The sequence below is a fragment of the Sanguibacter keddieii DSM 10542 genome (assembly GCF_000024925.1).
GTDB lineage: Bacteria > Actinomycetota > Actinomycetes > Actinomycetales > Cellulomonadaceae > Sanguibacter > Sanguibacter keddieii.
On the sequence record NC_013521.1, the window covers coordinates 3203439 to 3228381 of the forward strand.

25 protein-coding genes are annotated in these 24943 nt (G+C 67.6%); 12 read left to right on the plus strand and 13 right to left on the minus strand.

Features of this window, described 5'->3' with window-relative positions; all coding sequences use genetic code 11:
- Nucleotides 1-76 precede the first annotated feature (76 nt).
- Complete coding sequence (locus tag SKED_RS14060) at nt 77-802, plus strand: exonuclease domain-containing protein (protein ID WP_012867836.1); 726 nt, start codon at nt 77-79, stop codon at nt 800-802.
- Nucleotides 803-811: 9 nt separating this feature from the next.
- Here SKED_RS14060 and SKED_RS14065 read toward each other — a convergent pair whose 3' ends face one another.
- The 3 genes from SKED_RS14065 to SKED_RS20775 all read right to left on the minus strand — a co-directional run bounded on the left by SKED_RS14065 (nt 812) and on the right by SKED_RS20775 (nt 4717).
- Entirely contained in the window at nt 812-1723 is a 912-nt protein-coding gene (locus SKED_RS14065) for a pseudouridine synthase (protein WP_012867837.1), read from the minus strand.
- A 35-nt stretch (nt 1724-1758) separates the two neighbouring features.
- The gene (guaB, locus tag SKED_RS14070) at nt 1759-3282 is read right to left on the minus strand and encodes an IMP dehydrogenase (RefSeq protein ID WP_012867838.1); all 1524 of its coding nucleotides are present in this window, start codon (nt 3280-3282) and stop codon (nt 1759-1761) included.
- Nucleotides 3283-3400: 118 nt separating this feature from the next.
- Nucleotides 3401-4717 (minus strand): MerR family transcriptional regulator, encoded by a 1317-nt coding sequence (locus SKED_RS20775; RefSeq protein WP_012867839.1) that lies wholly within the window; start codon nt 4715-4717, stop codon nt 3401-3403.
- A gap of 346 nt (nt 4718-5063) precedes the next feature.
- Here SKED_RS20775 and SKED_RS14080 point away from each other — a divergent pair, with 346 nt between their 5' ends.
- The gene (locus tag SKED_RS14080; protein WP_012867840.1) at nt 5064-5369 is read left to right on the plus strand and encodes a WhiB family transcriptional regulator; all 306 of its coding nucleotides are present in this window, start codon (nt 5064-5066) and stop codon (nt 5367-5369) included.
- 151 nt (nt 5370-5520) lie between these two features.
- Here SKED_RS14080 and groES read toward each other — a convergent pair whose 3' ends face one another.
- The 3 genes from groES to SKED_RS20365 all read right to left on the minus strand — a co-directional run bounded on the left by groES (nt 5521) and on the right by SKED_RS20365 (nt 7307).
- On the minus strand, nt 5521-5814 hold the full coding sequence (groES, locus tag SKED_RS14085) for a co-chaperone GroES (protein WP_012867841.1): 294 nt from the start codon (nt 5812-5814) through the stop codon (nt 5521-5523).
- A 186-nt stretch (nt 5815-6000) separates the two neighbouring features.
- Entirely contained in the window at nt 6001-7113 is a 1113-nt protein-coding gene (locus SKED_RS14090) for a site-specific integrase (protein ID WP_012867842.1), read from the minus strand.
- Nucleotides 7110-7307, minus strand: a complete 198-nt coding sequence (locus SKED_RS20365) for a helix-turn-helix transcriptional regulator (RefSeq protein WP_042438081.1) — start codon at nt 7305-7307, stop codon at nt 7110-7112. Before SKED_RS20365 ends, SKED_RS14090 begins: the two co-directional genes overlap by 4 nt.
- A gap of 158 nt (nt 7308-7465) precedes the next feature.
- Here SKED_RS20365 and SKED_RS14100 point away from each other — a divergent pair, with 158 nt between their 5' ends.
- On the plus strand, nt 7466-7888 hold the full coding sequence (locus tag SKED_RS14100; RefSeq protein WP_143755746.1) for a hypothetical protein: 423 nt from the start codon (nt 7466-7468) through the stop codon (nt 7886-7888).
- A gap of 84 nt (nt 7889-7972) precedes the next feature.
- Entirely contained in the window at nt 7973-8548 is a 576-nt protein-coding gene (locus SKED_RS14105) for a hypothetical protein (RefSeq protein ID WP_012867845.1), read from the plus strand.
- Between the two features lie 57 nt (nt 8549-8605).
- Here the strand turns inward: SKED_RS14105 and SKED_RS14110 are convergent, their stop codons facing one another.
- Both SKED_RS14110 and SKED_RS14115 read right to left on the minus strand, forming a co-directional pair.
- Nucleotides 8606-11803: a prepilin-type N-terminal cleavage/methylation domain-containing protein gene (locus SKED_RS14110; RefSeq protein ID WP_012867846.1), complete on the minus strand. Its 3198-nt coding sequence runs from the start codon at nt 11801-11803 to the stop codon at nt 8606-8608.
- A gap of 96 nt (nt 11804-11899) precedes the next feature.
- Nucleotides 11900-12568 (minus strand): hypothetical protein, encoded by a 669-nt coding sequence (locus tag SKED_RS14115; RefSeq protein WP_012867847.1) that lies wholly within the window; start codon nt 12566-12568, stop codon nt 11900-11902.
- Between the two features lie 204 nt (nt 12569-12772).
- Here SKED_RS14115 and SKED_RS14120 point away from each other — a divergent pair, with 204 nt between their 5' ends.
- The 4 genes from SKED_RS14120 (at nt 12773) to SKED_RS14135 (ending at nt 16932) form a co-directional block, all read left to right on the plus strand.
- On the plus strand, nt 12773-13048 hold the full coding sequence (locus SKED_RS14120; RefSeq protein ID WP_012867848.1) for a hypothetical protein: 276 nt from the start codon (nt 12773-12775) through the stop codon (nt 13046-13048).
- A gap of 66 nt (nt 13049-13114) precedes the next feature.
- On the plus strand, nt 13115-13879 hold the full coding sequence (locus tag SKED_RS14125; protein ID WP_012867849.1) for a hypothetical protein: 765 nt from the start codon (nt 13115-13117) through the stop codon (nt 13877-13879).
- Nucleotides 13880-13935: 56 nt separating this feature from the next.
- On the plus strand, nt 13936-15165 hold the full coding sequence (locus SKED_RS14130; RefSeq protein WP_012867850.1) for a hypothetical protein: 1230 nt from the start codon (nt 13936-13938) through the stop codon (nt 15163-15165).
- An 873-nt stretch (nt 15166-16038) separates the two neighbouring features.
- The gene (locus tag SKED_RS14135; protein ID WP_217167892.1) at nt 16039-16932 is read left to right on the plus strand and encodes a hypothetical protein; all 894 of its coding nucleotides are present in this window, start codon (nt 16039-16041) and stop codon (nt 16930-16932) included.
- An 18-nt stretch (nt 16933-16950) separates the two neighbouring features.
- Here SKED_RS14135 and SKED_RS14140 read toward each other — a convergent pair whose 3' ends face one another.
- Nucleotides 16951-17175 carry a hypothetical protein gene (locus tag SKED_RS14140; RefSeq protein ID WP_012867852.1) on the minus strand — a complete coding sequence of 75 codons (225 nt, stop codon included), beginning with the start codon at nt 17173-17175 and terminating at the stop codon, nt 16951-16953.
- Nucleotides 17175-17429, minus strand: a complete 255-nt coding sequence (locus SKED_RS14145; RefSeq protein WP_012867853.1) for a hypothetical protein — start codon at nt 17427-17429, stop codon at nt 17175-17177. The genes SKED_RS14140 and SKED_RS14145 overlap by 1 nt, the downstream gene beginning before the upstream one ends.
- A 144-nt stretch (nt 17430-17573) precedes the next feature.
- On the opposite strand from SKED_RS14145, the gene SKED_RS14150 reads away from it, so the two are divergent.
- Nucleotides 17574-18443, plus strand: a complete 870-nt coding sequence (locus SKED_RS14150) for a hypothetical protein (RefSeq protein ID WP_143755747.1) — start codon at nt 17574-17576, stop codon at nt 18441-18443.
- Between the two features lie 24 nt (nt 18444-18467).
- Here SKED_RS14150 and SKED_RS14155 read toward each other — a convergent pair whose 3' ends face one another.
- The 3 genes from SKED_RS14155 to SKED_RS14165 all read right to left on the minus strand — a co-directional run bounded on the left by SKED_RS14155 (nt 18468) and on the right by SKED_RS14165 (nt 21913).
- Nucleotides 18468-20231, minus strand: a complete 1764-nt coding sequence (locus SKED_RS14155) for a hypothetical protein (RefSeq protein WP_012867855.1) — start codon at nt 20229-20231, stop codon at nt 18468-18470.
- Nucleotides 20232-20648: 417 nt separating this feature from the next.
- Nucleotides 20649-21092 carry a hypothetical protein gene (locus SKED_RS14160; protein ID WP_012867856.1) on the minus strand — a complete coding sequence of 148 codons (444 nt, stop codon included), beginning with the start codon at nt 21090-21092 and terminating at the stop codon, nt 20649-20651.
- Nucleotides 21093-21163: 71 nt separating this feature from the next.
- Nucleotides 21164-21913: a hypothetical protein gene (locus SKED_RS14165; RefSeq protein ID WP_012867857.1), complete on the minus strand. Its 750-nt coding sequence runs from the start codon at nt 21911-21913 to the stop codon at nt 21164-21166.
- A gap of 805 nt (nt 21914-22718) precedes the next feature.
- Between SKED_RS14165 and SKED_RS14170 the strand changes: the two genes are divergently transcribed.
- From SKED_RS14170 to SKED_RS20435, 3 genes are all read left to right on the plus strand, one after another.
- Nucleotides 22719-23378, plus strand: coding sequence for a helix-turn-helix domain-containing protein (locus SKED_RS14170; protein WP_012867858.1), 660 nt, complete (start codon nt 22719-22721; stop codon nt 23376-23378).
- Nucleotides 23379-23474: 96 nt separating this feature from the next.
- The gene (locus SKED_RS14175) at nt 23475-23945 is read left to right on the plus strand and encodes a hypothetical protein (RefSeq protein WP_012867859.1); all 471 of its coding nucleotides are present in this window, start codon (nt 23475-23477) and stop codon (nt 23943-23945) included.
- A complete protein-coding gene (locus SKED_RS20435; protein ID WP_012867860.1) occupies nt 23942-24799 on the plus strand; it encodes a glutaredoxin family protein in 858 nt (285 codons plus the stop codon). The genes SKED_RS14175 and SKED_RS20435 overlap by 4 nt, the downstream gene beginning before the upstream one ends.
- Nucleotides 24800-24943: the final 144 nt, after the last annotated feature.

A 24943-nucleotide genomic window follows, 5' to 3' on the forward strand; every position in this document is an offset into this window, starting at 1 on the left:
TCGGTGGCGCCTGGGATGCTGGGCCCACAAGACAGCACCACCGCACCACCGCAGACGATGGCGAGGAGACACCCCCATGACCTGGACGACCGGCCCGATGCTCGGCTTCGACACGGAGACGACCGGGGTGGACGTGTCCGAGGACAGGATCGTCTCCGCTGCCCTCGTCCGTCGCCACGTCGGCACCACCGAGGTCCGGACCTGGCTCCTCGACCCCGGCGTCCCCATCCCGCCCGAGGCCTCGTCGATCCACGGCATCACGACCGAGGTCGCCCGGGCCGAGGGGCAGGACCCCGCCGGCGCGCTCGACGAGATCGCGAAAGAGATCGCCGCCGCGCTCTCGGAGGGGATCCCTGTCGTGGCCTTCAACGCGACCTTCGACCTGTGCATCCTCCAGGCCGAGCTGCGTCGCTACGGCCTGCAGACGCTCGAGGAGCGCACCGGCGCAGAGGTCGCGCCCGTGATCGACCCGCTCGTGCTGGACCGCGCCGTCGACCGCTACCGACGCGGCAAGCGCAAGCTCGTGGACCTCTGCGGCGTCTACGGCATCGAGGGCGACGGGGAGCTGCACACGGCCGACGTCGACGTCCTCGCCACGCTCGACGTCCTCGGCGCCATGGTCACCCAGTACCCCGAGATCGGTGCCCGGACGCTCCAGGACCTCCACGGCTACCAGGCCACCGAGCACCGCCGCTGGGCGGAGGACTTCAACGCGTGGCGGGACAGCAAGGGGCTCACCGGCCCCGGCGCCGAGCTCACCTGGCTGAGCGACCACCGGCAGACCGGGCCGCGCGTGCTCTGAGCAGGCGGGTCACGCAGCCGTGCCGGGCCAGCGTCCCAGGGCGCGTCGGCTGGTGAAGGTCCGGGGCTCGCCGCTCAGCGGGTCGGTGAAGCTGATGGACCGCGCGAGCAGCTGCAGCGGCGCCGAGTAGTCGTCGGGCGCCACGTCGTAGAACCGCGGGTAGAAGTTGTCGTTGAGGATCGGCAGGCCGAGCGAGGCCATGTGCAGCCGCAGCTGGTGCGTCTTGCCGGTGTGCGGCTCGAGCACGTAGCGACCGAGGGCCTCGCCACCGTCCCCCGCACCCGGGGCCACCTCGGCGAGGCTGACGCGGCTCTCCGCGTTGGGCTCCCCCGGCACCTCCTGGGCCACCAGCGTCCCGTGCTCCTTGACGATGCGGCTGCGGACGGTCCGCGGGAGGTCGAGCCGCGGGTCCACACGCGCCACGGCCTCGTAGGTCTTGTGGATCGTGCGGCTCGCGAAGAGCTGCTGGTAGGCACCCCGGACCTCGCGTCGGGTCGTCAGGACCAGCACCCCGGCGGTGATGCGGTCCAGCCGGTGCGCCGGGCTGATCTCGGGCAGCCCCAGGTCGCGCCGCAGCCGCACGACCGCAGACTCGACCACGTAGGCCCCTCGGGGCGTGCTGGCGAGGAAGTGCGGCTTGTCGATGACGAGCAGGTCGTCATCGTGGTGCAGCACGTCGATCTCGAAGGGCACCCGTGGCTCCGGTGCCGCGTCGCGGTACAGGTAGACGAGAGTCCCGCCGACGTACGGGGCGTCGGGACCGAGCGACCGGCCGATCTCGTCGACCACCTCGCCGGCAGCGACCTTCTCGCGCATCCGCTCCGCGTCGGTGGGGAAGCGGGCGACCAGGTACGCGAGCACCGTCGCGGCCTCGGCGCCGTGCGGCAGCTGGAGCCGGACAGGGTTGAGGCCGTCCCGCACCGGCAGGGGTACGGGACGGCCTCGGCGCGACCTGCTCAGCGGCCCGTGTAGTTGGGCGCCTCGACGGTCATCTGGATGTCGTGCGGGTGCGACTCCTTGAGACCAGCCGGGGTGATCCGGACGAACTTCCCACGCTCCTGCAGCTGCGGGATGGTGTGCGCGCCGACGTAGAACATCGACTGGTGCAGGCCACCGATGAGCTGGTGCGCGACGGCGCCGAGCGGACCCCGGTACGGGACCTGCCCCTCGATGCCCTCGGGCACGATCTTGTCGTCGCTCGCCACGTCCGCCTGGAAGTAGCGGTCCTTGGAGTAGGACGCCTTCTTGCCGCGCGAGGCCATGGCCCCGATGGAGCCCATGCCGCGGTACAGCTTGAACTGCTTGCCGTTGACGAACACGAGGTCGCCCGGGCTCTCGTCGCAGCCCGCCAGGAGCGAGCCGAGCATCACCGTGTCGGCACCGGCGACGAGCGCCTTGGCGATGTCGCCCGAGTACTGCAGGCCGCCGTCGCCGATCACCGGCACGCCAGCCGGCTTGCAGGCGAGCGAGGCCTCGTAGATCGCGGTGACCTGCGGGACGCCGACGCCGGCCACGACGCGGGTGGTGCAGATGGAGCCCGGTCCGACGCCCACCTTGACGGCGTCGACCCCGGCGTCGACGAGCGCCTGCGCGCCAGCGCGGGTCGCGACGTTGCCACCGATGATCTGGACCCCGGCGAAGGCCGGGTCCGCCTTGAGCCTGCGGATCATGTCGAGCATGAGGCGCGCGTGCCCGTTGGCCGTGTCGACCACGAGGACGTCGGCACCGGCCTCGGCGAGCGTCGTCGCACGGTCCCACGCGTCGCCGAAGAACCCGATCGCCGCACCGACCACGAGGCGACCCTCGCCGTCCTTCGTGGCGTCGGGGTACTGCTCGGACTTGACGAAGTCCTTGACGGTGATGAGCCCCTGGAGGCGTCCCGCGTCGTCGACCAGCGGCAGCTTCTCGATGCGGTGCGTGCCGAGCAGCGCGGCAGCGTCCTCGCGCGAGATGCCCACCGGACCGGTGATGAGCGGCATCTTGGTCATGACCTCGTGGACGCGGCGCTGCGCGAAGTCGCCCGGTGGGACGAAGCGCAGGTCGCGGTTGGTGATGATGCCGAGCAGCAGCCCGTCGGCGTCGACGACCGGCAGGCCGGACACACGGTACTGGCCGCAGAGCGCGTCGAGCTCGGCGAGCGTCGCGTCGGGGGTGATCGTCACGGGGTCGGTGATCATGCCCGACTCGGAGCGCTTGACCAGGTCGACGTTCTGGGCCTGGGCCTCGATCGACAGGTTGCGGTGGATGATGCCGATGCCGCCCTGGCGAGCCATCGCGATGGCCATGCGCGACTCGGTCACGGTGTCCATGGCCGCGGACAGCAGCGGGACGGAGACCGAGATCTCGCGGGTCAGCCGCGCGGTGGTGTCGACCTGGCTGGGGATGACGTCGGTCTCTCCGGGGAGCAGGAGGACGTCGTCGTAGGTGAGTCCGATGAATCCGAAGGGGTCGTGGGGCTGCGCGCTGCTCGACGAGTTCATGGAGGAAGTCTACGCACCGCGCCGGGGGGCCACGGTGTCTGTCCGCTCACAGAGAGGGATCGCCGCGGGGCCCGCGGGGCGGCCCGCCGCAGACCGGCGTCGGGCGGTCGTCGACGCGTCAGACGGCGACCGCAAGCACCTCGTGGAGCAGGCCCTGGAAGCTGCGGACACGACTCACGAACCGGGACTGCGGGAGGTCTGCCGCGGCGTCGTCGCTGCTCAGCCCGACGAACACGGACAGCTCGGGGTGGGTCTCGTGGAGCGCGTGCACGATGCCCAGCTCGGGGCGCGAGAGCGAGGTGACGAGCACCGTCGCCACCGGGCGCACCATCGTCACGAGCTCGAGCGCCCGGTGGGCGTTCGCCGGGCCGGTGACGATGCGGGCCGTGACACCCTGCGCCACGAGGGCCGCGGCGAGCGCGTGCATCGCGAGCGGCTGGGCGTCGTCGGCCGCGGCGAAGAGCAGGACGATCTTCTTCATCTGGCTGGGGTGCGGTGACCGGACACCGGTCTCGAGGGCGGTCTGCTCCTCGCGGGCCCGGATGAAGTCGGCCACGACCTTGAGGGTCGCGCTCGCGAGCAGGCTCTCGGGAGCCTCCCCCGGCTTGGCCAGGACGGTGCGTGCGGCGAGCTTGCGGAGGGTGGGCTCGACGAGGGTCATCCACCACTGCGCCGGGTCCTGGTCGGCGTCGAGGGCGAGCAGGCGCTCGGTCGCGGCGACGTTGCCACGGAGCACGGCGTCGATGACGTCGATCGACGTGACCTCGGAGTCGACCGGGGCCGCGAGACGCAGGGACGGCCGCTGGGGCTCGGGGTCTCCCGGGGCGCTCGCGCTGACGTCGCGGAGAGAGCGCGGGCCGGACAGCGCCGGGGTGGACGACGTCGGGTTGGGGGACGCCGGGTTGGGGGACGCCGGGCTCAGCGCCTCGGTGGCGGGCTCGACGACCGCGCCACGGTCGTCGTGGGCCTCGCGGTCGAGCCCGACGAGCCGGCGGGGCTGCTCGGGGGCGGCGTGCGGCTGGTCGGGGTCGACGCGTCGCCCGTGCCGCTGGTTCTCCTCGTCGGCGTGCGCGATCGTCTCGCGGAGCTCGTCCTCGAGCTGCTCACGCGAGGTCGTGGTGAGGTCGACCGCGAGCGCGGCGCGGGCCGCGTCGACGGGTGCGACACCTTCGAGCGCCAGCCGACGCATGACCATGAGGCGCGCGACGTCGTCGCTCGAGTAGCGGCGGTGGGCGCCGGCGGAGTGCGCTGAGGGGCCGAGGCCGTAGCGGCGGTCCCAGGTCCGCAGCGTCGCCGGGGCGACGCCCAGGCGTCGGGCCACCGCTGCGACCGCGAGCGCGGGTTCGTTCGAGTTCTCGGTCGACTGCTCGCCCGTCTTCTCGCCCGAGGGGTCGCCGCCGCCGGTCTGTCCCTGTGCCGGTCGACCTGTGCTCATGGGTCGATTGTGCCGAGATCCGAGTCGTCGTGCCACCTGGCGTCCGCGGCGATGCACGTCACGAGTTGTTCGTGTGTTGTTCACCACCAGCCCGCTGCGACCGGCGGGCGACCGGGCACGGCACCCGCATGCGCGGCATCCCGGCGTTCTGGTGAGCACTCTCCCGCGCACTGCACCACCTGCGCACCATCCCTGCACCACCTGAGAATCCACATCTCACCCACAGGGTGACTTGAATAACTCCTGGATCGGTTCTAAGTTGTTCACAGATCACCCAGGGCTGAAGTCCTAGGAGCACGACCGCCGAGGTCCAAGACCCGGCTCCGAGCAGAAAGACGGTACGACGATGACTGAGCTCTCCCGCCTCCCCGGCCCCGTGATGGACCTGTGGGAGTGGCAGTACCAGGGTTCGTGCCGCGACGTCGACGACACCCTGTTCTTCCACCCGGAGGGTGAGCGCGGAGCAGCGCGTCGCCGCCGCGCCGAGGCCGCCAAGGCCATCTGCCACGGGTGCCCCGTGATGATGGAGTGCCGTGAGGCGTCGCTCCGTGTCCGTGAGCCCTACGGAGTCTGGGGCGGCCTCAGCGAGGACGAGCGCACCGCAGCGCTCGCCGCGATGCCGGCCTCGACCACCACCCGCCGCGTCGGCTGACAGCAGCTCACCGGGAGCAGCGCCCAGTCTGCGAAGGACCCCACGGCCTCGGCCGTGGGGTCCTTCTCCGTTCTCTGCCGACACACCCGCAGACAGCAGAAGGGCCCCACGACCGATGGTCGTGGGGCCCTTCGTCGCGCGTGGTGCGTGATCAGCCGATCACTGCGAGCACGTCGCGGGCGGAGAGGATGAGGTACTCCTCGCCGTCGTACTTGACCTCGGTGCCGCCGTACTTGCTGTAGATGACCTTGTCACCCACGGCGACGTCCAGCGGGACGCGGTTGCCGTTGTCGTCGATACGACCGGGGCCGACTGCCAGGACCTCGCCCTCCTGGGGCTTCTCCTTGGCGGTGTCAGGGATAACGAGACCGGAGGGCGTGGTCAGCTCGACTTCGAGAGTCTTGACGACGATCCGGTCCTCGAGCGGCTTGATGGAGACCGACACGCGGACCTCCCCTTTCGCAGAGAAATGAGGGACAGTTCATGGCCGCCACGCGCGTACCGGACCGCCGTCGCGGGGGTCGGTCAGGAGTCACGTGGAACCACGAGCAAATCTATGCCGGAGTTAGCACTCGGTCAAGGTGAGTGCCAGAACCTGCGGTGACTGTTCGCATCACCGCAGGTCAGGGGGCTAAATGGCGTCCCGCCGGGTAAGTTGTTCAGCTGGCCGGTCCCCCCGGGCTCCCCCCGCCAGCCGTTCGTTCATGAGGCGAAGGCCTGCGTCCGCTTCGCTGGCTGGGAGGTAATGGGCGTAGAGGTCCAGGGTCATCGTCGCCGTGGAGTGCCCGAGCCAAGCCTGGACCGTTTTCGGCGGAACGCCACTCGACAGCCACAGAGTCGCTGCCGTGTGTCGGAGGTCGTGAACTCGTCGCCCTCGCGCGTGCTGCGCCCAGGAGACCCCGCACTTCCAGTTCCACCCTCCCCAGATCCTCCCGGAGGGATTCACGAAGAGCAGGTCATCAGGGGCGCGCCCAACCATGCGACGAGCGACGATCTGCCAGACGTCCTCCACCAGCGGCACGAACCGGTCCCGGCCACCCTTCGTGGTCTCACGGATCGCATGTCCGGTGGGCGCCGAGCGCGACACGCGGATGGCCCGCCTCGGCACTTCAAGGACGTCCTTGACACGGAGCGCAGCCATCTCGCCCCAACGCAGGCCGGTGAGCCCGAGAAACAGCGTGATGTCCCCATCCGGGCTCTGTTCCATGCAAGCGGCTGCGACCTCGCGGAGCTCTTCGAGCGTGTAGGGCGCCATCTCGGTCCGCTCGTGCCCCTCGGCGCCGCTTGGCAGCTTGGTCCCCGAGACGGGGTTCGTCTCGCGGAGTCGTCGCGCCACCGAGTACGTGAAGAGCGCACTCAAGATCCCCCGGTACCGCTTGACGCTCGACGTCGCGAGCCCGAGCGCCTGAACCCCCAGGTCCGTCTGAACATCCTCTCGGGTCACTGCACTGACAGGCAGTCGCCCAAGTGCCGGGGTGACCTTCCCCAGGAGCAGATGCTCCGTCAGAAGAGTCTTGGAGCTCACGATGCCGGGGCGCGTTGCCAGGTACTCATCAATGACTTCACGGACGGGGGTTCGCCCCGCCTTCGGATCAACCCATGCCCCGCCGGACAGCTTCGCCTTCTGCTCTGCCTCCCAGGCCTGTGCGGACCGCTTCGTGTCGAAGGTTTTCGAAGCGACGTCCCGACGACCGTCCTTGACGCGCACTTGCCAGCGCCCCGATGGAGTCCTGCGGACGCTCACTGAGTGCCGCCGACCAGCACCGCGACGTCCGACCTGCGGTAGCGCGGGGTCGTCGGGGTGACCATGACCGGCTGGAGCGGTCCGACCCCGGCAGTACGCCAGCGGCAAAGCGTGCTCCGGTCGATGCGAAGAAGGCGCGCCACCTCGGCCTCGGTCATGAGCGGTTCCAGTGTGTCCATCGTCGGTGCAGTCATGTCTCGTCCTTGTTTCTTTCATCTCGGTGTCGGGGGCATCCGTACCTCCTGTCGCCTGTCGATATGATCAGGCATACACAGCATGCACTGTGCCTGTCGATATGAACAGGGCAATAGAAGTGAGATGGGTCACATTTGCCTTGCGATACGCTCAGGCCATGGGTAAGCGGCAGGGAAGTAGCAGCGCGGATGACCTCGAACGCTTGCTCGACGAGGCTTCGGAGCTCGCTGCGACCGTCGACGGCGCGGCACTGTCAGCGGAGGCGGGGCTCGCCGAGGCGCTCCGCGCTCTTCACGCGCTTCGTACCCGCAACGAGCTCGGCCAGCAGCTAGGAGCTGACCTCGCGGCCGCGCAGATGGCGCTACACCCGGGCCGGGCGCAGCTCGACGCGGAGCAGGCCCGCGCCCTTGCGATGCTTCAGCAGGTCGGGCGGGCACGAGACCTGGCGTCTGGTGGCGTCACCGTGATGGTGCAAGCGATCGCGCGCGAGCACGGAACCAGCGCCGCCCTCCAAGGCGAGGTCGCGAGGGTCGCGCACTCGTCCGTCCTGAGGTGGATCAAGGACGCGAACGAGGCATAGCAGAGGTTCGCGACGATCGTGGACAGATGTTGCATGTCATGGTAAGGTGTGTTAAGAAGCACTCAACCACTCAGGGGACACGTCATGGCGGCTCGTCGCAGCAACACAGCAGCAGCGCTCGTTGGCGCGCTCGCTCTCGCCCTCATCACGGGGTGCAGTTCTAACTCCCCTGCTGAGCCTGCACCCTCCGCGACCGCAGTTGAGACGACGGTCCCCGCAGCTCCCGTTGCAGCCGAGTCGGCGGAGGCGACCCCTGCGCCGGCTGAGACCACCGAGGCACCTGTCGAGCCTGCTGCCCCTGAGGTCGACGAGTTCTCGCAGGTCGTCGACGGTGTCGTCTACCAGGGCACCGAGAAGGCCCCGGTCCGCATCGGCGAGGACACCCCCGGCCAGGCTCCGGCGGTCGAGCCGGAGATCACGGTCGAGAACTGGGACACCCGAACCCAGGAGGCCGACAAGTACCTGGCGTACGTGGCCCCGATCGACGGTGGCTACTACTACAAGATCTTCGGCCTCTCGCGCCACGGGAGCTTCCGAGAGCTCGACAACAAGGACTACGGCAACAGGACGCTGCCGACGCTCGAAGAAGTTCTCGCAGCACCGATGCTCGTCGACGGCCGGGTTCTCGACCGCTCCGAGTACGTGCTCTGGGTCGTGTAGCGCCCGCCCCACCGACCTCCCCTGTGGGCTCGCCAGTCAGGGGAGGTCGGTCTGCGTTCATCCGCCTACAAGCGGTCCCATCGGCCCCGATTCGCCGCTCGTCCGCGTGTACGCGCTGGCCCCGGAGCCCACCGAGTAGACACCTGCGCCTTCGACCATCCCAGCCGGACGCCCCGGGGCTTCGCCCGCTGCCGTCACGAGCCACCGCAGTTCGCAGGTAGCGACCGAGGCGCGACGAACCTGCCAGGTCCTAGGCGAAGCAGGGGTGATGTAGGTACCGGGGTAGGGACACCCCGCCGGAGCGCTGCCACCCCAAGGGGTTGGGTACGGGTCAGTGACGGTCACGGAGCCACAGGAGACCCAGCCACTCGCCGAGCTGTTGTACCCATCGCTGACGGTCGACCGAGCTGCCCCGCCGTAGGACCCCGGACCGAGCCCGGTGCGCACCCGTGCAGGGCTGTACTCGTAGCCGCCACTGCCGCCCCACGCGCTAATCGTCGCCGAGCCGGGAGAGTCCCCGCCGCCGGTCATCGAGCAAGACGGCGGCGCCGCGACGAGCCGGAGGGTCCGCGCCGACGCCCTGGTGGTGACCCGGTTCCACCCGTCCGATGCGACGCCCTGGAAGTCGTGCCATGAGTCGTCGGACAGCTGATTCCATGTCGACCCTGAGAGCAGCTCGCGACCGTCCGGCCCGACGACCGCGCAACCCGCTGCCGAGCCGCAGTCGGCCCACGCCCTCGCGCTCCTGGTGGTGATCGAGTCGAAGGCCACCCGGGGTGGCAGGAACTCAAGGGTCCGGATCACGTCTTGGTAGGAGACATGGTTGAACCCGTCCGTCAGGCGAGCGGTCAGCGTGTAGCCCGTGTTGTGAGTCAGCCCGGGGTGACCGTCACCGAAGGTGTGCAGCTGCCCGCCGCCCAGGCTCGGCTGAGTCTGGTGCCCCTCGACCGTCAGGCTGGCTGAGCTGCCGTTCAAGTTGTGCAGGCGGGCGGATACCGACCTCGTGGTCGCCGACCCGTCCGAGAGCCACACGCTCAGGCGGTCGGTCGTGATGGTCGCGCTGTCCGAGACGTTGTTGTACCCGTCGGTGAGGTCCCCCGTCAGGGTGTAGCTCGTGTTGTGCGGCAGCGGCCGGAAGATGTGCGCCTGCCCGCCGCCGTAGCTGCCCTGCGTTTCAGCGCCGACGACACCTGTGATGCCACTGCGTGTGACGCTCGCGCTGCTCCCACCCTCAGTGTTCAGCCGGGCACTGACCGAGAGGGTGGTCTTCGACCCGTCCGAGAGCCACACGCGCAGACGGTCGGTCGTGATGGAGTCGGTCGCACCCCACGCCGAGGTGCCGCCGCCGGAGACACCCGTCGGAGGGATGTTGGTCGAGCGCGAGCGCCAAGCGTTCGACGAGGAGTGCGTGAGCTGGTCGTACACGGCCCGGCGGTTCGCGTCAGCGTCCCTCACACCCCGCATCGCCGGGGACCCGGCGGTCGTGGTCATGCCGATCTCCCACGCCGTCGCAGACGGGCTCGTGGCAGCACGGACAGTCGCCTGTCGGGTCGTCAAGCCTGAGAGAGCGATCGTCGGAGAGTCGGGGACAGCCGGACGCTGAAGGATCCGAGCCTCAGCAGCCCACGCGCTCGCACCGGAGCCGTTCACCGTGCGCGTGCGGTAGCCGTACGTGATGTCAGGCTCGGTCCCAGCATCCGTGCGCACGGTGGTCGTGCGCGGCGTCTCAGCCGCCCACACGGCCTCCCAGGCGGACCCACGACGCTCGGCCGCCCAGCCCCGATCCCTGTGGCCCTGTCCGTCGGTAGCAACCTCGGGACCGCCTCCAACCCACGGCGCCGGAGTCCATGCGACGGTCGACCGGTAGTCGGTCGCAGACGACCTGGACGAGAGGTCGAGAACCGCCCGCTCGGGACGCGCAGGTGCAGTGAAGGCACCTGAGAGAGGGGAAGCCGCCCGGGGCGCCGTGCGGGTCGTCGACGTCGTGCCGCTGTAGGCGCGAGCGAGTGCCTCTCCGATCGGGAGGGAGCCGGTCTGAGAAGAGGTCGTCGCCAAGCGCTCCCACCGGTTCACCGGCACGACCGAATAGGTGTGCGCGTGCCCCGCAGCGAGAGGATCCGTCCACGTCCAGCGGACGGCATCGCCCGTGCCCGACCGCTTCGCAGAGCCCTTGATGTCGTCCGAGGTCCGGTACAGGATCGGCGCGGGGGACCCCGTCTCCGACCGGTAGATGTCGTAGCCCGTGGCCCCGCGAGGCGCAGTCCAGGACAGCTCGATCGTGCTCGGTGCGCCGGTCGTCGTGAGGGTCGACGAGGGCGACGGGCGCAGCCCCGTCGCCTTCTGATTCGATGACGGGCCGTAGCCATCGGGCACTGTCGCCCGGACGACGTAGAGGCCGGTGTAGCCGCGTGGAAGCGTGCGGTCTGTGTAGGTCATCGTGCCCGGCGCCGGGGTGGCCGTCCTGAGGTACGCGATCTGCTCCCAGCCGGTCGACGATGAGGAGGCGTCAGAACCCTCGGGGTATGAGGTGCGGTACACCGCCCATCCCTGTGTGAGCTCAGGCGTAGCGTCAGTCCAGGAGAGGATGGGCGCAGACACGCCCTCGATACCGCTGGCGTTGGTGGTGACCGAGAGGAACGCGGCGAGCGGCGTCTGGGTCGCACCTCCGCCGTCCGTGGAAGCACCACGTCCAGTGAAGGCGGCACCGGACTCCAGCCGGAGCACGGCAGTCGTGTCCGTCGGGGTCGCGGACATGGTCCAACCGACCCGATTTACCACGCCAGGCGAGACGGGGGCGGGCAGCTCGGAGTCGACGCTCGCGGCCGAGTAGTAGGTGAACGTGAACGACTTCAGATTCCCCTTGATGGCGACGACCTTCCGCTCGGTCGAGCCGCCGGTGCACGACGGGGCGTCGTAGAAGGTTGTGGTGCTGACCAGACGGTCGCCGTCGACCTGCCAGTCCCTGGTCTGGCACCGCCCATCGCGCACGACCTGGACGGCGAGATGACGGGGCTCGGACGTGACGATCTTCGTGCCGTCGTTGACATCGCGGATCAGCTGAATCGAGCTGTTCGTCATCGAGCTCCAGAGCTCGGCGCGGGTCTGCGTGGACGCCGCGACCCTGAAGGTCTGCGAGAGAAGCGAAACGCCGATCGCGATGACCACGGTTGAGATGATCATCGCGACCAGGAGCTCCGGGAGGGTCATTCCAGAGTCGGGCTTGGCCTGAGTGGGGTACTTTCTGCGGATTGTCATGACACGAACAGGTTCGCATGCCACCTGAAGTGGACACCCCGGGCACAGTAGAACCCCCGCACCGGGAGGAGCCGGTACGGGGGTTCTCTGGGGTCGTCAGGCGGCAGCCGCCAGCCTCTTGGCCGTCGATGCGGGGATCCCGGTTTCGACGCTGATCTGAGAGAACGAGCGACCGGCAGCTCTGAGCTCCAACACTCGTTCGCGTCGGGCCTCGCGGTCCCCTTCGGCTGCGACGGGAACACCCTCAGCGGGCGTCCGGACGGCCCTCAGCGGGGCCGGGGCGGCAACATCGGACTCCCGAGAGACGGGCCGCTTCCGGGCCGCTACAGGGGCAGGAGCAGGCTTGCTGGCGGGCTTCGTGCGGCCCTTTCGAACGGGCTTCGGGGCCTCGACCAAGAGGTCCGTCAAAAAGTGTGAATTCAGTGCCACGAGCAGCGGCAGGACCCCGACGACCGCAGCTCCGGCGACCCGCATGGGCGAGACGGATCCGGCAACATCGAGCGCGTGCACGACCTGGATAGTCGCGCTCCCCGCTACGAGGAGGACGGTCGCAGCCCAGGGCAGTCGAGCACTCTCAGACCGAGAGCGACGGACCACGATCACGAGCGAGTAGACGATGAGCGCACCGTCGATCGCCACCGCCAGAAGGGGGCGTAGCCACGGATGTAGCCCCGCCGCCGCCCCGGCAGCCAGGATCGCTGGTACGCCCGCGAGCAGGGCACTGACACCAAGAGCGATCACCAGGGCTACGACGACCTGCGCCACCCGGGGCTGTCGGGCCTGATGCGCGCCGATCGCTCGGTTGCTGAGGGGGTTGCTGTCGGGGTCGTCTCGGTCTCGGTCATGCTGTCTCCTCCAAGGGTGCGGGTCTACTACCTACCGTCTAGTACCTACTACATGGTAGCACCCCACTGCGAACGGGGAACCGAAGGCCGTAGGCTGTTCGAACGTGCGTTCGAAAGGAGAGCCATGGAGGACGAGTTCGTCACGGGCACGGGCCGTCGCTACGGCAGCCTGATCCGCCCGGTCACTCCGACCCCGTTGCGCTGGCGGATGATCGTGCCGCGTGCCGCCATCGCCGAGTCGCGGTGCTTCGACGGCGCGACCCGGGTGCTCGACATCGACGTCGTGGCCACGGCGCTGAGGGACCGGATGCTGCTCATCCAGCAGCCTGATGACGGCAGCGGCTGGGGAGCCCCCTGGTTCGCCTGGCTGCCCGTCGAGCGGGTGCAGCTGAAGCCGTAGCAACTGGGCGGGTGAAAGGAGGTAGGAATCGGCCATCCATCCGCTTCGGCTCGCTAGGGTCCTTTCATGGTGAACACCCTGAACCCCAACGACCCGATCGCCGATTTCACAGCAGACGTCCAAGCCGTGAAGCAGCGACACGAGAACATCCAGATCGCACTTAAGGCAGCGAACGCATCTGGCGCTGACAAGAAGGGCGCGACGGCTGATTACATCTTCCGCGTCGGTGGCGAATTCGAGCTCTTCCAGCACCGGTGGCACATCGCTGCGATCTCCAAGAAGCCCAGCAAGTTCGTAGCTTCGCTGAACCAGACTCTCGCGACGAAGGTTCAAGCACTGCCTGGTCACGGCATCATCTCCGCACTTGGATCCCTCTCTCTGGCTTATCCGGCCTGGCTCACCGCCGAGCAGATCGAGACCCTGTTGGACGAGTCGGAGCGCAACGTGACCTTCAAAGACGTGGCTGAGTGGAAGAAGGCCGCGAGCAAGCAGCTCGACTCGCCCTTCGACAGTAAGGTCGCTCAGATCGCCCAGTCACTCGAAGACACGTGGGCGTTGAACCTGCTCAAGAGCACTCGGAATGTGATCGCGCACAGCAGCAAGAGCAGTCTGAAGGACCTGAACACACGGCTCGCGCCTCACAGCCCCACGAACCCGGATGGCATCACGGGTAGCGCCAACGCCAAGCTGAGCCGTGGTGTAACGAACGGCGTCCCGAAGAAGGTCGGCGACGTGTCCGTCTACCTTCACGCCGTTCAGGGTGGAGAACGTCGAGCGGACGTTCTGGCGGACCGGGTGGTAGCCATCGTGAACAAGCTCCAGTACCCCTGAGCAGACCCGGCCAGCACCGTGGCGGCACCGACACCGGTTGCCGCTACGGTGACCTTATGCCGAAGCCGCATCTCGCATGGTTGCCCGACCATCACCTCCCCGTGGCGTCGACGCTCGCACACGCCGAGGAGCTCATCGACCACCTCAACGTCGCAGTGTTGCGGTACGGCGACACTGAGGGTGACGACGGCCCGCTCCACCTCGTGGAGGTACCGGTCCACGGTGGGTCCGAGACGCGGATCGCCGCCATCCGGCCGGTCCCGCGCGCGATCGCCCTCTACGCGGCTGACGCCATGACGACCCTGCGTGCCGCGATCGAACACACGATCTACGCCGAGGTCGAGTATCAGCTCGGCCGGGCCATGAGGGACAAGGAGCCGGGGAGCATCTCGATGCCCGCCTCGACGACGCCCGAGGACTTCGCCATCTGGGAGCAGAAGGGCTCCAAGCGGATGCCCGCGCCCTTGCTCTACGGGTCGCCGCTGTACCGCCGCATCGAGGAGCTTCAGCCGTACAGGCTACGCAACACCCCTCAGACCCATCCGCTGTACCTGCTTGTCTCGCACACGAATCTATCCAAGCACAGGACGCCTGCGGTTGCCGCCGCGCGTGTAGCCCGCATCATCCCTGACACTCCGACGGACGCGGTCGCCTTCATGCCGCTGAGCGAAGGCCCATCGCGGGTGGGGGACGTCCTCGCACGAACCGACGCGGGGACGCAGGTCCCCGTCTCGATCTACGCCACCCTGGCTCTCCAGAGACCCGGTACCGATGAGTGGCCCGTGCTGGTGCACGAGATCGGAGCGCTCGCCACGTGGGTTCGTACGGTCGCCATCCCCGTGCTCGTGACCGGCTCTACTCAGCCCGAGCTTCTGCCCTCCACCTACAGCACATCAGTCGGGTACGGCAGCAACGACGATGAGCGCGAGGCGCTGAGAGCGGGTACCTACCTCACGGCGCGGGAGCGCGCCAACCTCGCGGTCGAGACGCGCATGGCCAGGACGTCGCTGGTCGGCATGATCTCCGAGCCCGCGACCAGCCCTCCCCTTTCGGTCCTGACTGCATGGGCAGAGTCGCTCACCGATCAGCAGGCCCTCGATCGCGCGCGAGCCATCCGGCAGTTCATCCTGACGCACGGGTACGACGACGGGATCGTCGACCTGGTCGGAGCCTTCCACGCCGAGGCGCTGGAGCATGCGCGGAAGTCCGGCAGTGATGCCCAGGCGGATGTTGTGGTGGATCAGCCGGCTGAGGTGGACCAGGTGGATGAAGAGGTAGGTAAGTAGGAGAGGTGAATCAGGAGGGACGAAGTCCTCCCCTGATTCACCGAACCCGAACCCCACCGACCCCGACAGGTCCACCCGCCCTGCCCTAGCCCCGGCGCCACCCCTGCTGTGCTGACCCGACACCCGCACCGGCGTCCGCACCGTGACCGTTGCGCCCCCTGCCTACCGGTGCCTGGTCACGCAGCCTCTGCCACCCGCCGCTGGTCGTCGACAGGTACAGCCGCGCTCTCGCTCCCCTGCTGCCGTGGACGCGCGCTGGCACCGTCGACGGCCCAGCCCTGCACCGATGTTCTCGCCCTGCCTCTCGCTGGCCGCAGCAGAGCTGCCTGCCGTGCGTGCGCTGCCGCCCTACCCGTGCACGCCGTCAGAGCTCTTCACCCACGCTGGTCGTCTGCGGGGACCTCGCGGTCGCGACGAACACGCGCTCCCCACGGCCCTGCTCTTCCTCTCACCTATTTGCAACTTACGGGGCTTTGCCCCTCAGTTGCATGGTGATAGTAAGATTAGAGCATGAACGCACCTTTCGCACCCGCTGTCCTCGACGTCCAAGTTCGCGCCCTTCTGCGTGCTCGCTCATCGGCATCGTCCACCTCACAGGTCTTGGCTGCCCTCGCGTGGGGACTCGACCCCAGCAGGTCCGTGCCGCCCCGGTTCCTGCGCGCGTCCCTGCGCCGTGTCGCGGAGCTCGGTGCTCCTGTCGAGAACATCGCCGTGTGGCGGGGGCTGGTGTCCAAGGCTCGGAGACATGTCTCCGAGTCCGGTACGGACTCGGCACGAGAACGGGATGCACTGCGGGTTGCCCGTTGCTTGATCGGACGTCTCGCCGTCGAGCCCGTTGGTGCTCGTGCCGTGGCAGCGCAGAATGCCAAGCTCGTGGCCGGATGGATCGGGGGCCAGGTGCTCCAGCAACTACACAGCGGGAACGGATGGCTAGGGGTGGCGGTGTCCTACGACGAGCTCGGCGCCCGGCTCGGACTCTCGGACAAGGGCGCGAGCCGGGCCATCCAGACGGCCATCGAGCGCAGGTACCTGGTTCGGCTCTCCGGCGGTCGTGGAACGCCGGGCCGGTACCGACTGCCGTCGACCATCCCGGCAGCTCTCTCGGACCAGACCGACGGTCCGCTGTATGAGTCCGTCGAGGCACTGGCCCAGACCCTTGACGGTGGCGGCGAGGATGCGCTGGCAGTCCTCATCCGGTCCGCCGAGCACCCGGCGTGGTCCATCCTCGGCTCAGGGCGGGCCTGGGGTATCGCTGTAGCCCAGGCTGCGGGCCAGGACCCCGAGGTCGTCGTTGGGTCGGCCCAGAGGACGGTGAGGTCCACCCTGAAGACCCTGGGCCAGGCCCGGCTGGACCACCAGACCTGGACCGGCGACTCGGTCCGGGAGGCGCTGGACCGGGTCGCAGCCCAGCCCGACGAGCTGACCGGCCTGGCACCTCGGGCCATGCGCGCCGCCGCCATCGCGGACCAGCGGGCCAGGGCCTCAGCCCGGGCTGAGGAGGTCCGCGTGTTCGCGGCGGTCCGAGAGGGCGAGAGGGCGGCTGCACGTGCAGAGAAGGGCATCGTGGCTCAGGAGCCGGCTCAGGCCCCTGTCGAGCCCGTGGCTCACGCAGCGAGTGGCGAGCTGAGGGTGCCCCTGCCCTCGGACTTCGACCCTGCGACCGACGGCGCGGCCTTCAAGGCGGTGTGGTCCGGCCGGTACGAGGTCGTCGGCGTCCGACTCGGCCAAGGCCACGCGGTGCTCCGCCCGGTCGCCCAGGCGGCGTGAGGTGAGGACCCCACAACCTCAGTGGCGAGTCCAAGCTTCGTAGTTGACCTCGTTCAGCTCACGAAGCAAAGGGCCGTCCTCCGGCCGGAAGTTGGCGCTCTGCCGCCCTTCTTCCCCTGTGAGGTATTGCACCTTCACGTCCCGGTGGAGAGGCTCATCATCAGCGGTCGAGCCCGCATGCTTCAGATCGCAGATCTGACCGTCGGCCGCCTGGAAACTACGCCACTTGTTTGCCCGCGCCATCAGTCGAACTCATTCCAGTGGATGTTCTCCAGCGCTTCATCAGGGGTTGACGCCGGATTGCCTGTGCTCTCGATCTCCACTCCTCGGCCGGGAGTCACCTCCGCTCGCGCCATGTAACGGAAGATCTCACCCGGCCCCCTGTCCATGAGCGTCACTGCCAGTTCCAACGAGCCTCGGTACACCAGGAACTTCTGCTCACTCCAGACTTCGTTGGCTCCGCTGGCCTGCTCGACAAGTGCGATGTAGTTCGTCATTCTTCGAACCTAGCCCGTTCGCGTTCCGGGGGCGAGACTCTGGTGGAAGTTCACCTCTGCAACGATGCCGATCGAGATCGTTGGCCACAGAGGCATCGATGCCAGTGCGCGCTTCCTAGTGCCGCCATCCAATACGCTGGCGCCATGCCCACGAGCCCTCTCCAGCCCGGCGAAAGCACCGACCCCGTCGTTGTGACTGCACCCCCTGAACTGCGTGGTCATGGCGCGGTCATGGCGACGCTGTCGTACCGTCCCCTGGACGGTGGCGAAGTGCAACAGCTCGTGGGGTACGCCAGTACTGAGGACTACGCGGTCGCCGAGGTGCACCAGGCGCTAGATGCTGCACTCGGGCGGGTGCAGACAACGGCACCTGATACCCCTGCCGTGCGCAAGTTCATCGACGCAGCTAGTCACATGCGGGATCTGCGTGACGCGCTCGGTGCTCTAGAGGCGGCTGAGGCCGCATCCGACCAAACGGTAGCGAAGAAGCTCCGCGTCTACGCGGTCGTCGCGTACGGACGCACCTACGGTTCGCACGCTAGGTCGGACCTCGCGAAGTTCGTCGACCTCTCACCCGACGACGCTTCGTTGACGGTCCGGCTGAACACGACACGGAACAAGTTCGCGGCGCACTCAGAGAACAGCATGACTGTTACTCACGCCATGCTCGACCTTCAGCGGCACCCAGACGGCACGACCACGGTCGAACAGGTCAGAGGCATGACAATGTCAACTGCCATGCCTCTCGAATTCCTGGCCGAGTTCGCCGCCATGCTGGAGAGGCTCATCGAGCAACTCACCACCTCGCTTCGAACTATGCAGGCATTCGTCAGTCGATCACTCACGGATGCGCAGATCACCGAAGCTTTCGAGAATCCAAAACCGCTACAGCTTGTGGCTGCGCCAGTCTCGGAATGGGAGCCGTCCGGACGGCGCCCGGCCTACCCCGCCTCACACCTCACGCGGGTGCTCTTGACGGACCATGCAGACGTGGAGGTCTCGATCACGCCCTAGGCCTCCCCATCGCACAGTCGGCGGTCACTTGACGCAGGTGACCGACTCTGCGTCTGGCTCTAGCGGGTACGCGCCCTCCTGAACACGCTTGTTGACTGCCGTCGCGACCGGGCGCCGCACCTCGATGTCGTCACTCCGGTAGGCCCTGAATATGTCGTGCACGACATCGACGGCTTCCGTGAGGCCGGTCTCCACAGCCATTCTCTTGACTTCCCGAAGTACGGGTATCCATTGTGGATGGTCAGCAAGAAGGTAAACCCCGGCGAGCGACGCCACGTAGAGAAGGTCCGAGGAACGGAGCATCGACTCCTTGCCGTTGCGCGCCGCCAGTCGCAACTTCAGCAGCGCGATCAGCCACAGCCCCTGATCTTCGTCCCGCCTCTCTCCGGCCTCTAGGTACGCCTCAACTTCGGAAAGCGCGATCTCGAATGCGGTAGTAGCGCCTTCAACTTGGACCGTCACGCTTCGCAACTTCGGATCAGACCCCATCGCAAGCGCGTACGCGAGGTTGGCGCGATTCGCCGACCGATCAGCGATCACGAATCTCCACACTCCCCCGTTGTCCTCAGAGTCGAGCAAACCGCACGGCTGCTGCTCGATCCACTGTCGGGCGAACCGGAAGCTCCCTTGCTGAGCGACTGAACCAGGTACGTCGGGGATCTCGATCCCGGCGCCAGTGAGAGACGTTGACAGTGCCCAGGAGGTGGCGGCCAGGGCCTCCAGCAGAGCGAACATGTCGTTAGCCAGCTCACCCCAGGTCATGGAACCAGACCAAGATCGCAGGTTGAAGTGAATGACTTCGCCGTCGACCTCGAATGCCCCACCGTGCTGCGCGGCATGCCGAAGGTGAGGTTTCACATCTCGGAACAGGGCCTCGGTGGCCTCGGAATCACTCAGTCGACGCAGTAGCTGAGTAGCGTCGTTGTCACGGACGAGTTTTTCGTACTGCTGCGACTTGAGACCTGCAAGCAGCGCGAACCACGCGAACAAGGCTCCGCCGACCCCCTCCAGCGTCTCTCCGTAGAACAAGACGACTCGACGGATGACGGCCTCGTCCGAGGGCCCCGAGTGCAACACTGCTTCGAACGCACTGAAGCCCTCATACACCGCCCTCAGGCTGGCAGCGAGAGAGGGAAGCGCCCCGGGCATGGCCGCGACTGTCGCCAGGTGTTCGCTGCTGTTGCAGAGGCGCAGCGCTGAGCCCATAGATGCCTCGAGCTTCTCCGGATCTAGCACCGCACGCCCCGCCGCGCGAAGCAGGAGAAACTGGGCGCCGTTAGCCGGGTCCACGTCCTCACCGGTTGACCTGGAAGCCTCTTCGGCACCGATCGGCGCGAGCTCCAGCAGCGAGGTTCCCGGGTAGAGGCGACTGACGGCAAGCAGGGTTCTGTCGATGAAGTCACCGTGCCCCGGGTCTTGGAGCGCAGCCGAGACGTGCTCCATCGCTTCGAACTCATCCAGGGCACTGAAGGCGTTCTCGACCACCACCTGAGCCTTCTGACCGCGCACCTGAGCCTCATGCAGGGAGGTTGCCGTGAGTGCTGCGGAGTACAACGGCCAGAGAGACTCGAGCTCCGTCAGCACGAGACCGATAGCCCTGCTCGCTGCGACGTGTGGTCGGAGCACCCCCGTAGCTCGAGCTCTGGCACGGAATTCTTCCAGCCGCCTCACTGCGGCCTCGGTCTCAGCGACACCCGACGTGGGGAGCTCCCCCGAACCCAACGCTGCCAGCCCGCGCAGGAACTCGACTCCGAACTCTGCTAGCTCCTCCCTCTTGACAGCGCCCATGGGGGCCACTCCCGCGCCTTCGTCAGGCCTCCGCTGGAGCAGATGCTCGACCTGACGCACGCGACTAGTACGCCTGACCACCGCCGAATTAACTTCCCCGGGTCGCCCCGCTGTGCCGCACTCCGGGCACGGCCCGCCCAGCAGGCGATCACCGTGGCACTTGAGGCACTTCGTCACATCGAAGCTGAGAGGGATCGCCATTCGCAGGCCGCCCCGCGTAGACCCATCGCCCTCTCGACCGGTCCGTCGCCGCTTCTTCGCCGCCATCTCATGTCCCCCGTTGTGGTGAGCCGATCGGCTCATGCTAGCCATCACTGGCTCACGATCGTCCTGCCCAGCGAACCCCGTACCGACACGGGTGCGAGGTTCAGTCATGTCAAGGATGCTGTGGCGCAACGACGTCCTGTGACGAGAGGGCTAGACCGGGGGCGGTGGTGGCGGGCGCCACGGGTCACGAGGCGGCTGCTGGGGCCGCTGCTCCCAGGGCGGCGCCTGCGGCTGGTGCCACTGCTGGGGTGGCTGCTGCTGCCACTGCTGGGGTGGCTGCTGCTGCCACTGCTGGGGAGGCTGCTGCCACGTCAGTCGTTGACCTTCAACAGCCACAACTCTCCCATTGTTAGACGCAGGCAGCGCGACGCCCAGGATCAGGGCCCCCGCACCAAGCGTCACCAGGCCGATCACCGGGATCAGCAGTGATGGTGGCGCGTAGGACAAGCCCTGCTCGAAGAGGTTGTTCTTCGTCGCGTACTCCAGCAGCGTCAGGCCCCATCTCCCAGTCACGAAGCAGAAGATCAAGCCGGACGCCAGGATCGCCATGGATCCCGCGACCGCGAGCAGCAGTTTCGTATCCCGACGGGTCATAGCCCCTGAGCGTAGCGGCCTGCTGGACACAGAAGGCGAACGCTTCGGGTGAAGGCGCCTGCATGCAGCCTCTACGACGACGTGGATGGCTCCGACCGGTTGCGGGTCTCGGCTGCGCCATACCTCTTCAGCGCCGCAAGGGCGATCGGCTCCTCGGGGAGGTCATACTCCGACCCGCGCAGTTTCCGCCACCCCCCACGCACCCTCCACGCGACAGACATCCCCTCAGAGAGTCGAGGGTCCTCGGGGATCGGGGCGCCAGCGTTGAGTGCGGCCTCGAACTGGAGCCTGTAGCGGTACAAGCTCGGCCTCGATATGCCCTCTCGATACAGCTGACGCACAGTGGCACTGAGCCTGGGGGTCAACTCCTCACTGACTTCCTGAAGATCGGCGGTCAGCTTCTCGCTCCGAACCTCCAGCCGCCGAGTCTCGGCTTGAAGTCGGAGTACCCAGGCGTCCTTCTCACGATTGAGTTCCCTCCGCTTCACCCACGCCATCACGAACGACGCGACCGCCAGGACTACTGCGACGACGGTCAACCACACTTGACTGGCGAGCGCCCCCATCACGGATGTCACCCACGCCGCAAAGGCCAAGAAGGACGGCACACGGGAACTCGTACCTCGATCGACCACAGCTGCCGCAGTCCGGAAGATGAGGAAGTCCCACTCCATCTGGATCGTGGGCGGAATCCGGTCGCGAAGCTCCACTGCCGTTCGCAACAGCTGCAGACGGTTCGTGGCTACTTGCCAGGCGACGGCGGCAGTGACCAGTCCCGCCACGCCGGTCGAGATGGGGGCCACCCAGGAGTAGTCGCTCATGGCCGCATGTTCGCACACCTGGCCACTGCCGGAGCGGCCTCTGCGCTCAGATCCGTCCTCCGGAGCACCTCAGGGCCGCTGAATCTACAGCCAAGGCTCAATCTGCAGAACGGCGGAGGGGTCCTGTAGATGACGGGAACCGCAGGATTCTGCGGCTAGCGAGGTGTTGGCCCCGTCGAATCTACCGTTCTACGGATCTACAGCAGGCAAGAGCACCCCCCTCTAGAGAGACGTAGACATAGAGAACTCAGCGGTATGTATGTGTTCACAACCCATACCTCTCAATCTCTCTCTGTAGATCAGTAGATCAGTAGATAGAGGTAGTGAACCCCAGTGTTTGCAATGGTTTTGAGGTTCTACAGCCGATCTACAGCCCTGGGATCGCTGTAGATCCACTCTCCCTGCACCGCAGCACCGAGCCGCCCTTCAGGAACCCGTTCACCCGGATCGCTCCTAACATCCGCTCAGCCCTGAAAGCCGGTTCTGCGACTTTCGTTCCCACCCCTCGTTTCCGGCGCATGCTTACAAGTGAGCCTCCATCGGGGGGTTCGAGAGCCCCGCTCACCAGGGGCAGCACGGAAGGCAGAACACCATAATGAGCACCCTCGACCAGATGGTCGCCCCTCTCTCCTACGCCGCTCGCACCCCGAGCACCCGCGCTCGTCGCGCGGCAACCACCGCGCCTCACCGCCAGGGTCGCCCTGACCGCCAGGTCCTTGCCTCTCATCCGATGCCTGGAGACGAGCGTGCTCTCGCTACTTCGGTCGACCTGGCTCGCGAGGCACGCTCCCACGAGAGTGCACTCATGCTTGCCGTCGCGGGCGAGACCTTCTACCGGGGGCCGGGCCTGGCTCAGACGGAGGCTGCCATCGTTGCGATCGAGCAGCTCCTCCACGTCGGCCGCGAGGAGGGCGTTCAGGACGTCTCCCTCCCCCGCGCACGCCGGTTCCTGAAGACGGCGCAGGAGCGCGCTGCTGACGCCCTGGGGCTCCAGACCACATCCAGGCCCCTGGCGCCCGCTGCGGCCGGACTGTGCGCCTGTGGGCGCCGTCTGACGCTTCCTGCGGGGTGGACTGAGATCGCCGCCCCGTCGCTGTCGTGCATCCCGTGCGGACCGGCCTCGGACATCCCGTTCGAGGCGTGGTCAGCTCGCTGCACCCCGGCCGGTGACCTGACGGCTGCCTCCGACATCGAGGTGTCGCTCTCGATCCCGACTGGCACGGTCGCGAAGCTCGTAGCCGAGGGTCGCATCGAGGCGCTGGACTCCACCCCGGTCGCTCTCTTCTCGCTCTCGCAGGTTCGTGAGGTGGTCGCCGACCGTCACCTGCGAGTGGTCGGGGCCGACCGCGAGGAGCGGGTCGCTGCTGCCCGTCGCTCGATCGCCGCTGGCGTCCCGGTCGCCGAGGCGGCGAAGACCGCCGGAGTGTCCAGAGCAACGCTGCACAGGTGGTTCGCTGCGTCGTGAACCTGCTACTAAGTGCGCTTCGTGTGGCACTTGGTGTCCATTGATAGGCTGTTGGTAGCAGAGCAAGTCCGGAAAGTCAACCGAATGGAAGTCACCATGAACGAGAACACCGACCACCCCGCCGCCGCGTGGCTCAACTCCGATGGCCCGTCAATCGAGACGATCCGCCAGGGCATGATCGGCAACGACGTCCGCAGCGCTCGTCCGCACCCGCGCGGCCGCGCCTACCAGAACCTGTCCGTCGAGGAGATCGCCGAGGAGGACAAACTCCGCGCGACGGACCGCCTGGGCACGGCGATCCAGCGCATGCAGAGGGCCGACCTGGCGGGCGACCGCCGAACTGCCGATGTCTGGTGGTCGCACCTGGTCGGCGAGACCGCCGTCCTGACCCGCATGCTCCCCGAGGCGGCGGGCATCACCCTCCGCATCGAGCACCGTCTCATCGTCGCCTCGAAGGGCGACCTCGTCGTCCGGACGATCATCCCGATTCGAGTTCGCCGGGCGCCGCACCCCGGCGTCGCGCTCCACCTGATGGTCCTCGACGTCATCGACGAGCTGAACGCATGAGCGCCGCCCCGACCGTCCAGGTCATCTCTCGCGACGGGTGTCAGCCCTGTGTCGCGACGCACCGCCGGCTCGCGAAGTTGCAGGTCGACTACACCTCGGTCGATGCGTCTGACGAGACCGCGATCGCTCAGGCCCGCGAGCTGGGTCACCTCGAACTGCCCGTCGTCATCGTCTCCGACGAGACCGGCGTCATCGACTCCTGGGCTGGCTTCAGCCCAGACCGGCTTTCAGCACTCGCTGCCAGCCACACCCCGAAGAAGGAGCACCGCATGTCAGAGAACAACACCCCCGAAGCAACCGCCGCCACGCGGACCATCACGGTCGACGGCATGCAGATCGAACTCATCGGTCGGGAGAGCATCCTCGACCGTGGTGAGGCTGGCCTGCGTGCCGGGTGGGAGGCCGACAAGGCTGCCCGCCAGGCCGACGAGCCCGAGGAAGACGAGGACGCTGAGGAGGCGTACGAGGCCCTCGTTGAGCTCGTTGCCGAGGTCGCTGTCGGCTACACGGTCGAGCGGGCCGCCATCGCCTCCGGTCAGGAGCAGGTCAGCGTCACCGACCCTGAGGCGCGGGAGTCCATCACCACGACGGTGAAGATCTCCGACGAGACCGGGAAGCCCTTCAGCCCCGAGGCGCTGCGCGCCTCGCTGCCGACGCAGCTGCGGGAGATCCAGGGCCTGGCCGACTGGATCGAGCACGTCTTCGAGGACGACGACACCGACTACTCGGACCCGTCCCCGCACGGGTTCGACGACCAGTACACGGCGGACCGAGAGTTCTACTACGGCCAGGACGACATCCTCGCCCGACACAACGCGCTCGAAGCGCGCCTCGCGCAGATCTCCGCCGAGTAACCAGGAGCCCCGGCGGTGCGTGCCGTCGGGGCTGGAGACCCTGCGAACACAGGGTCTGAAAACAGGTCGAAAAAATCTTCCCGAAATGGGAACAACCAGGAAACACCGTTCGTTGTAAGTAGTAGCAGATCGAAAACGGTCGAG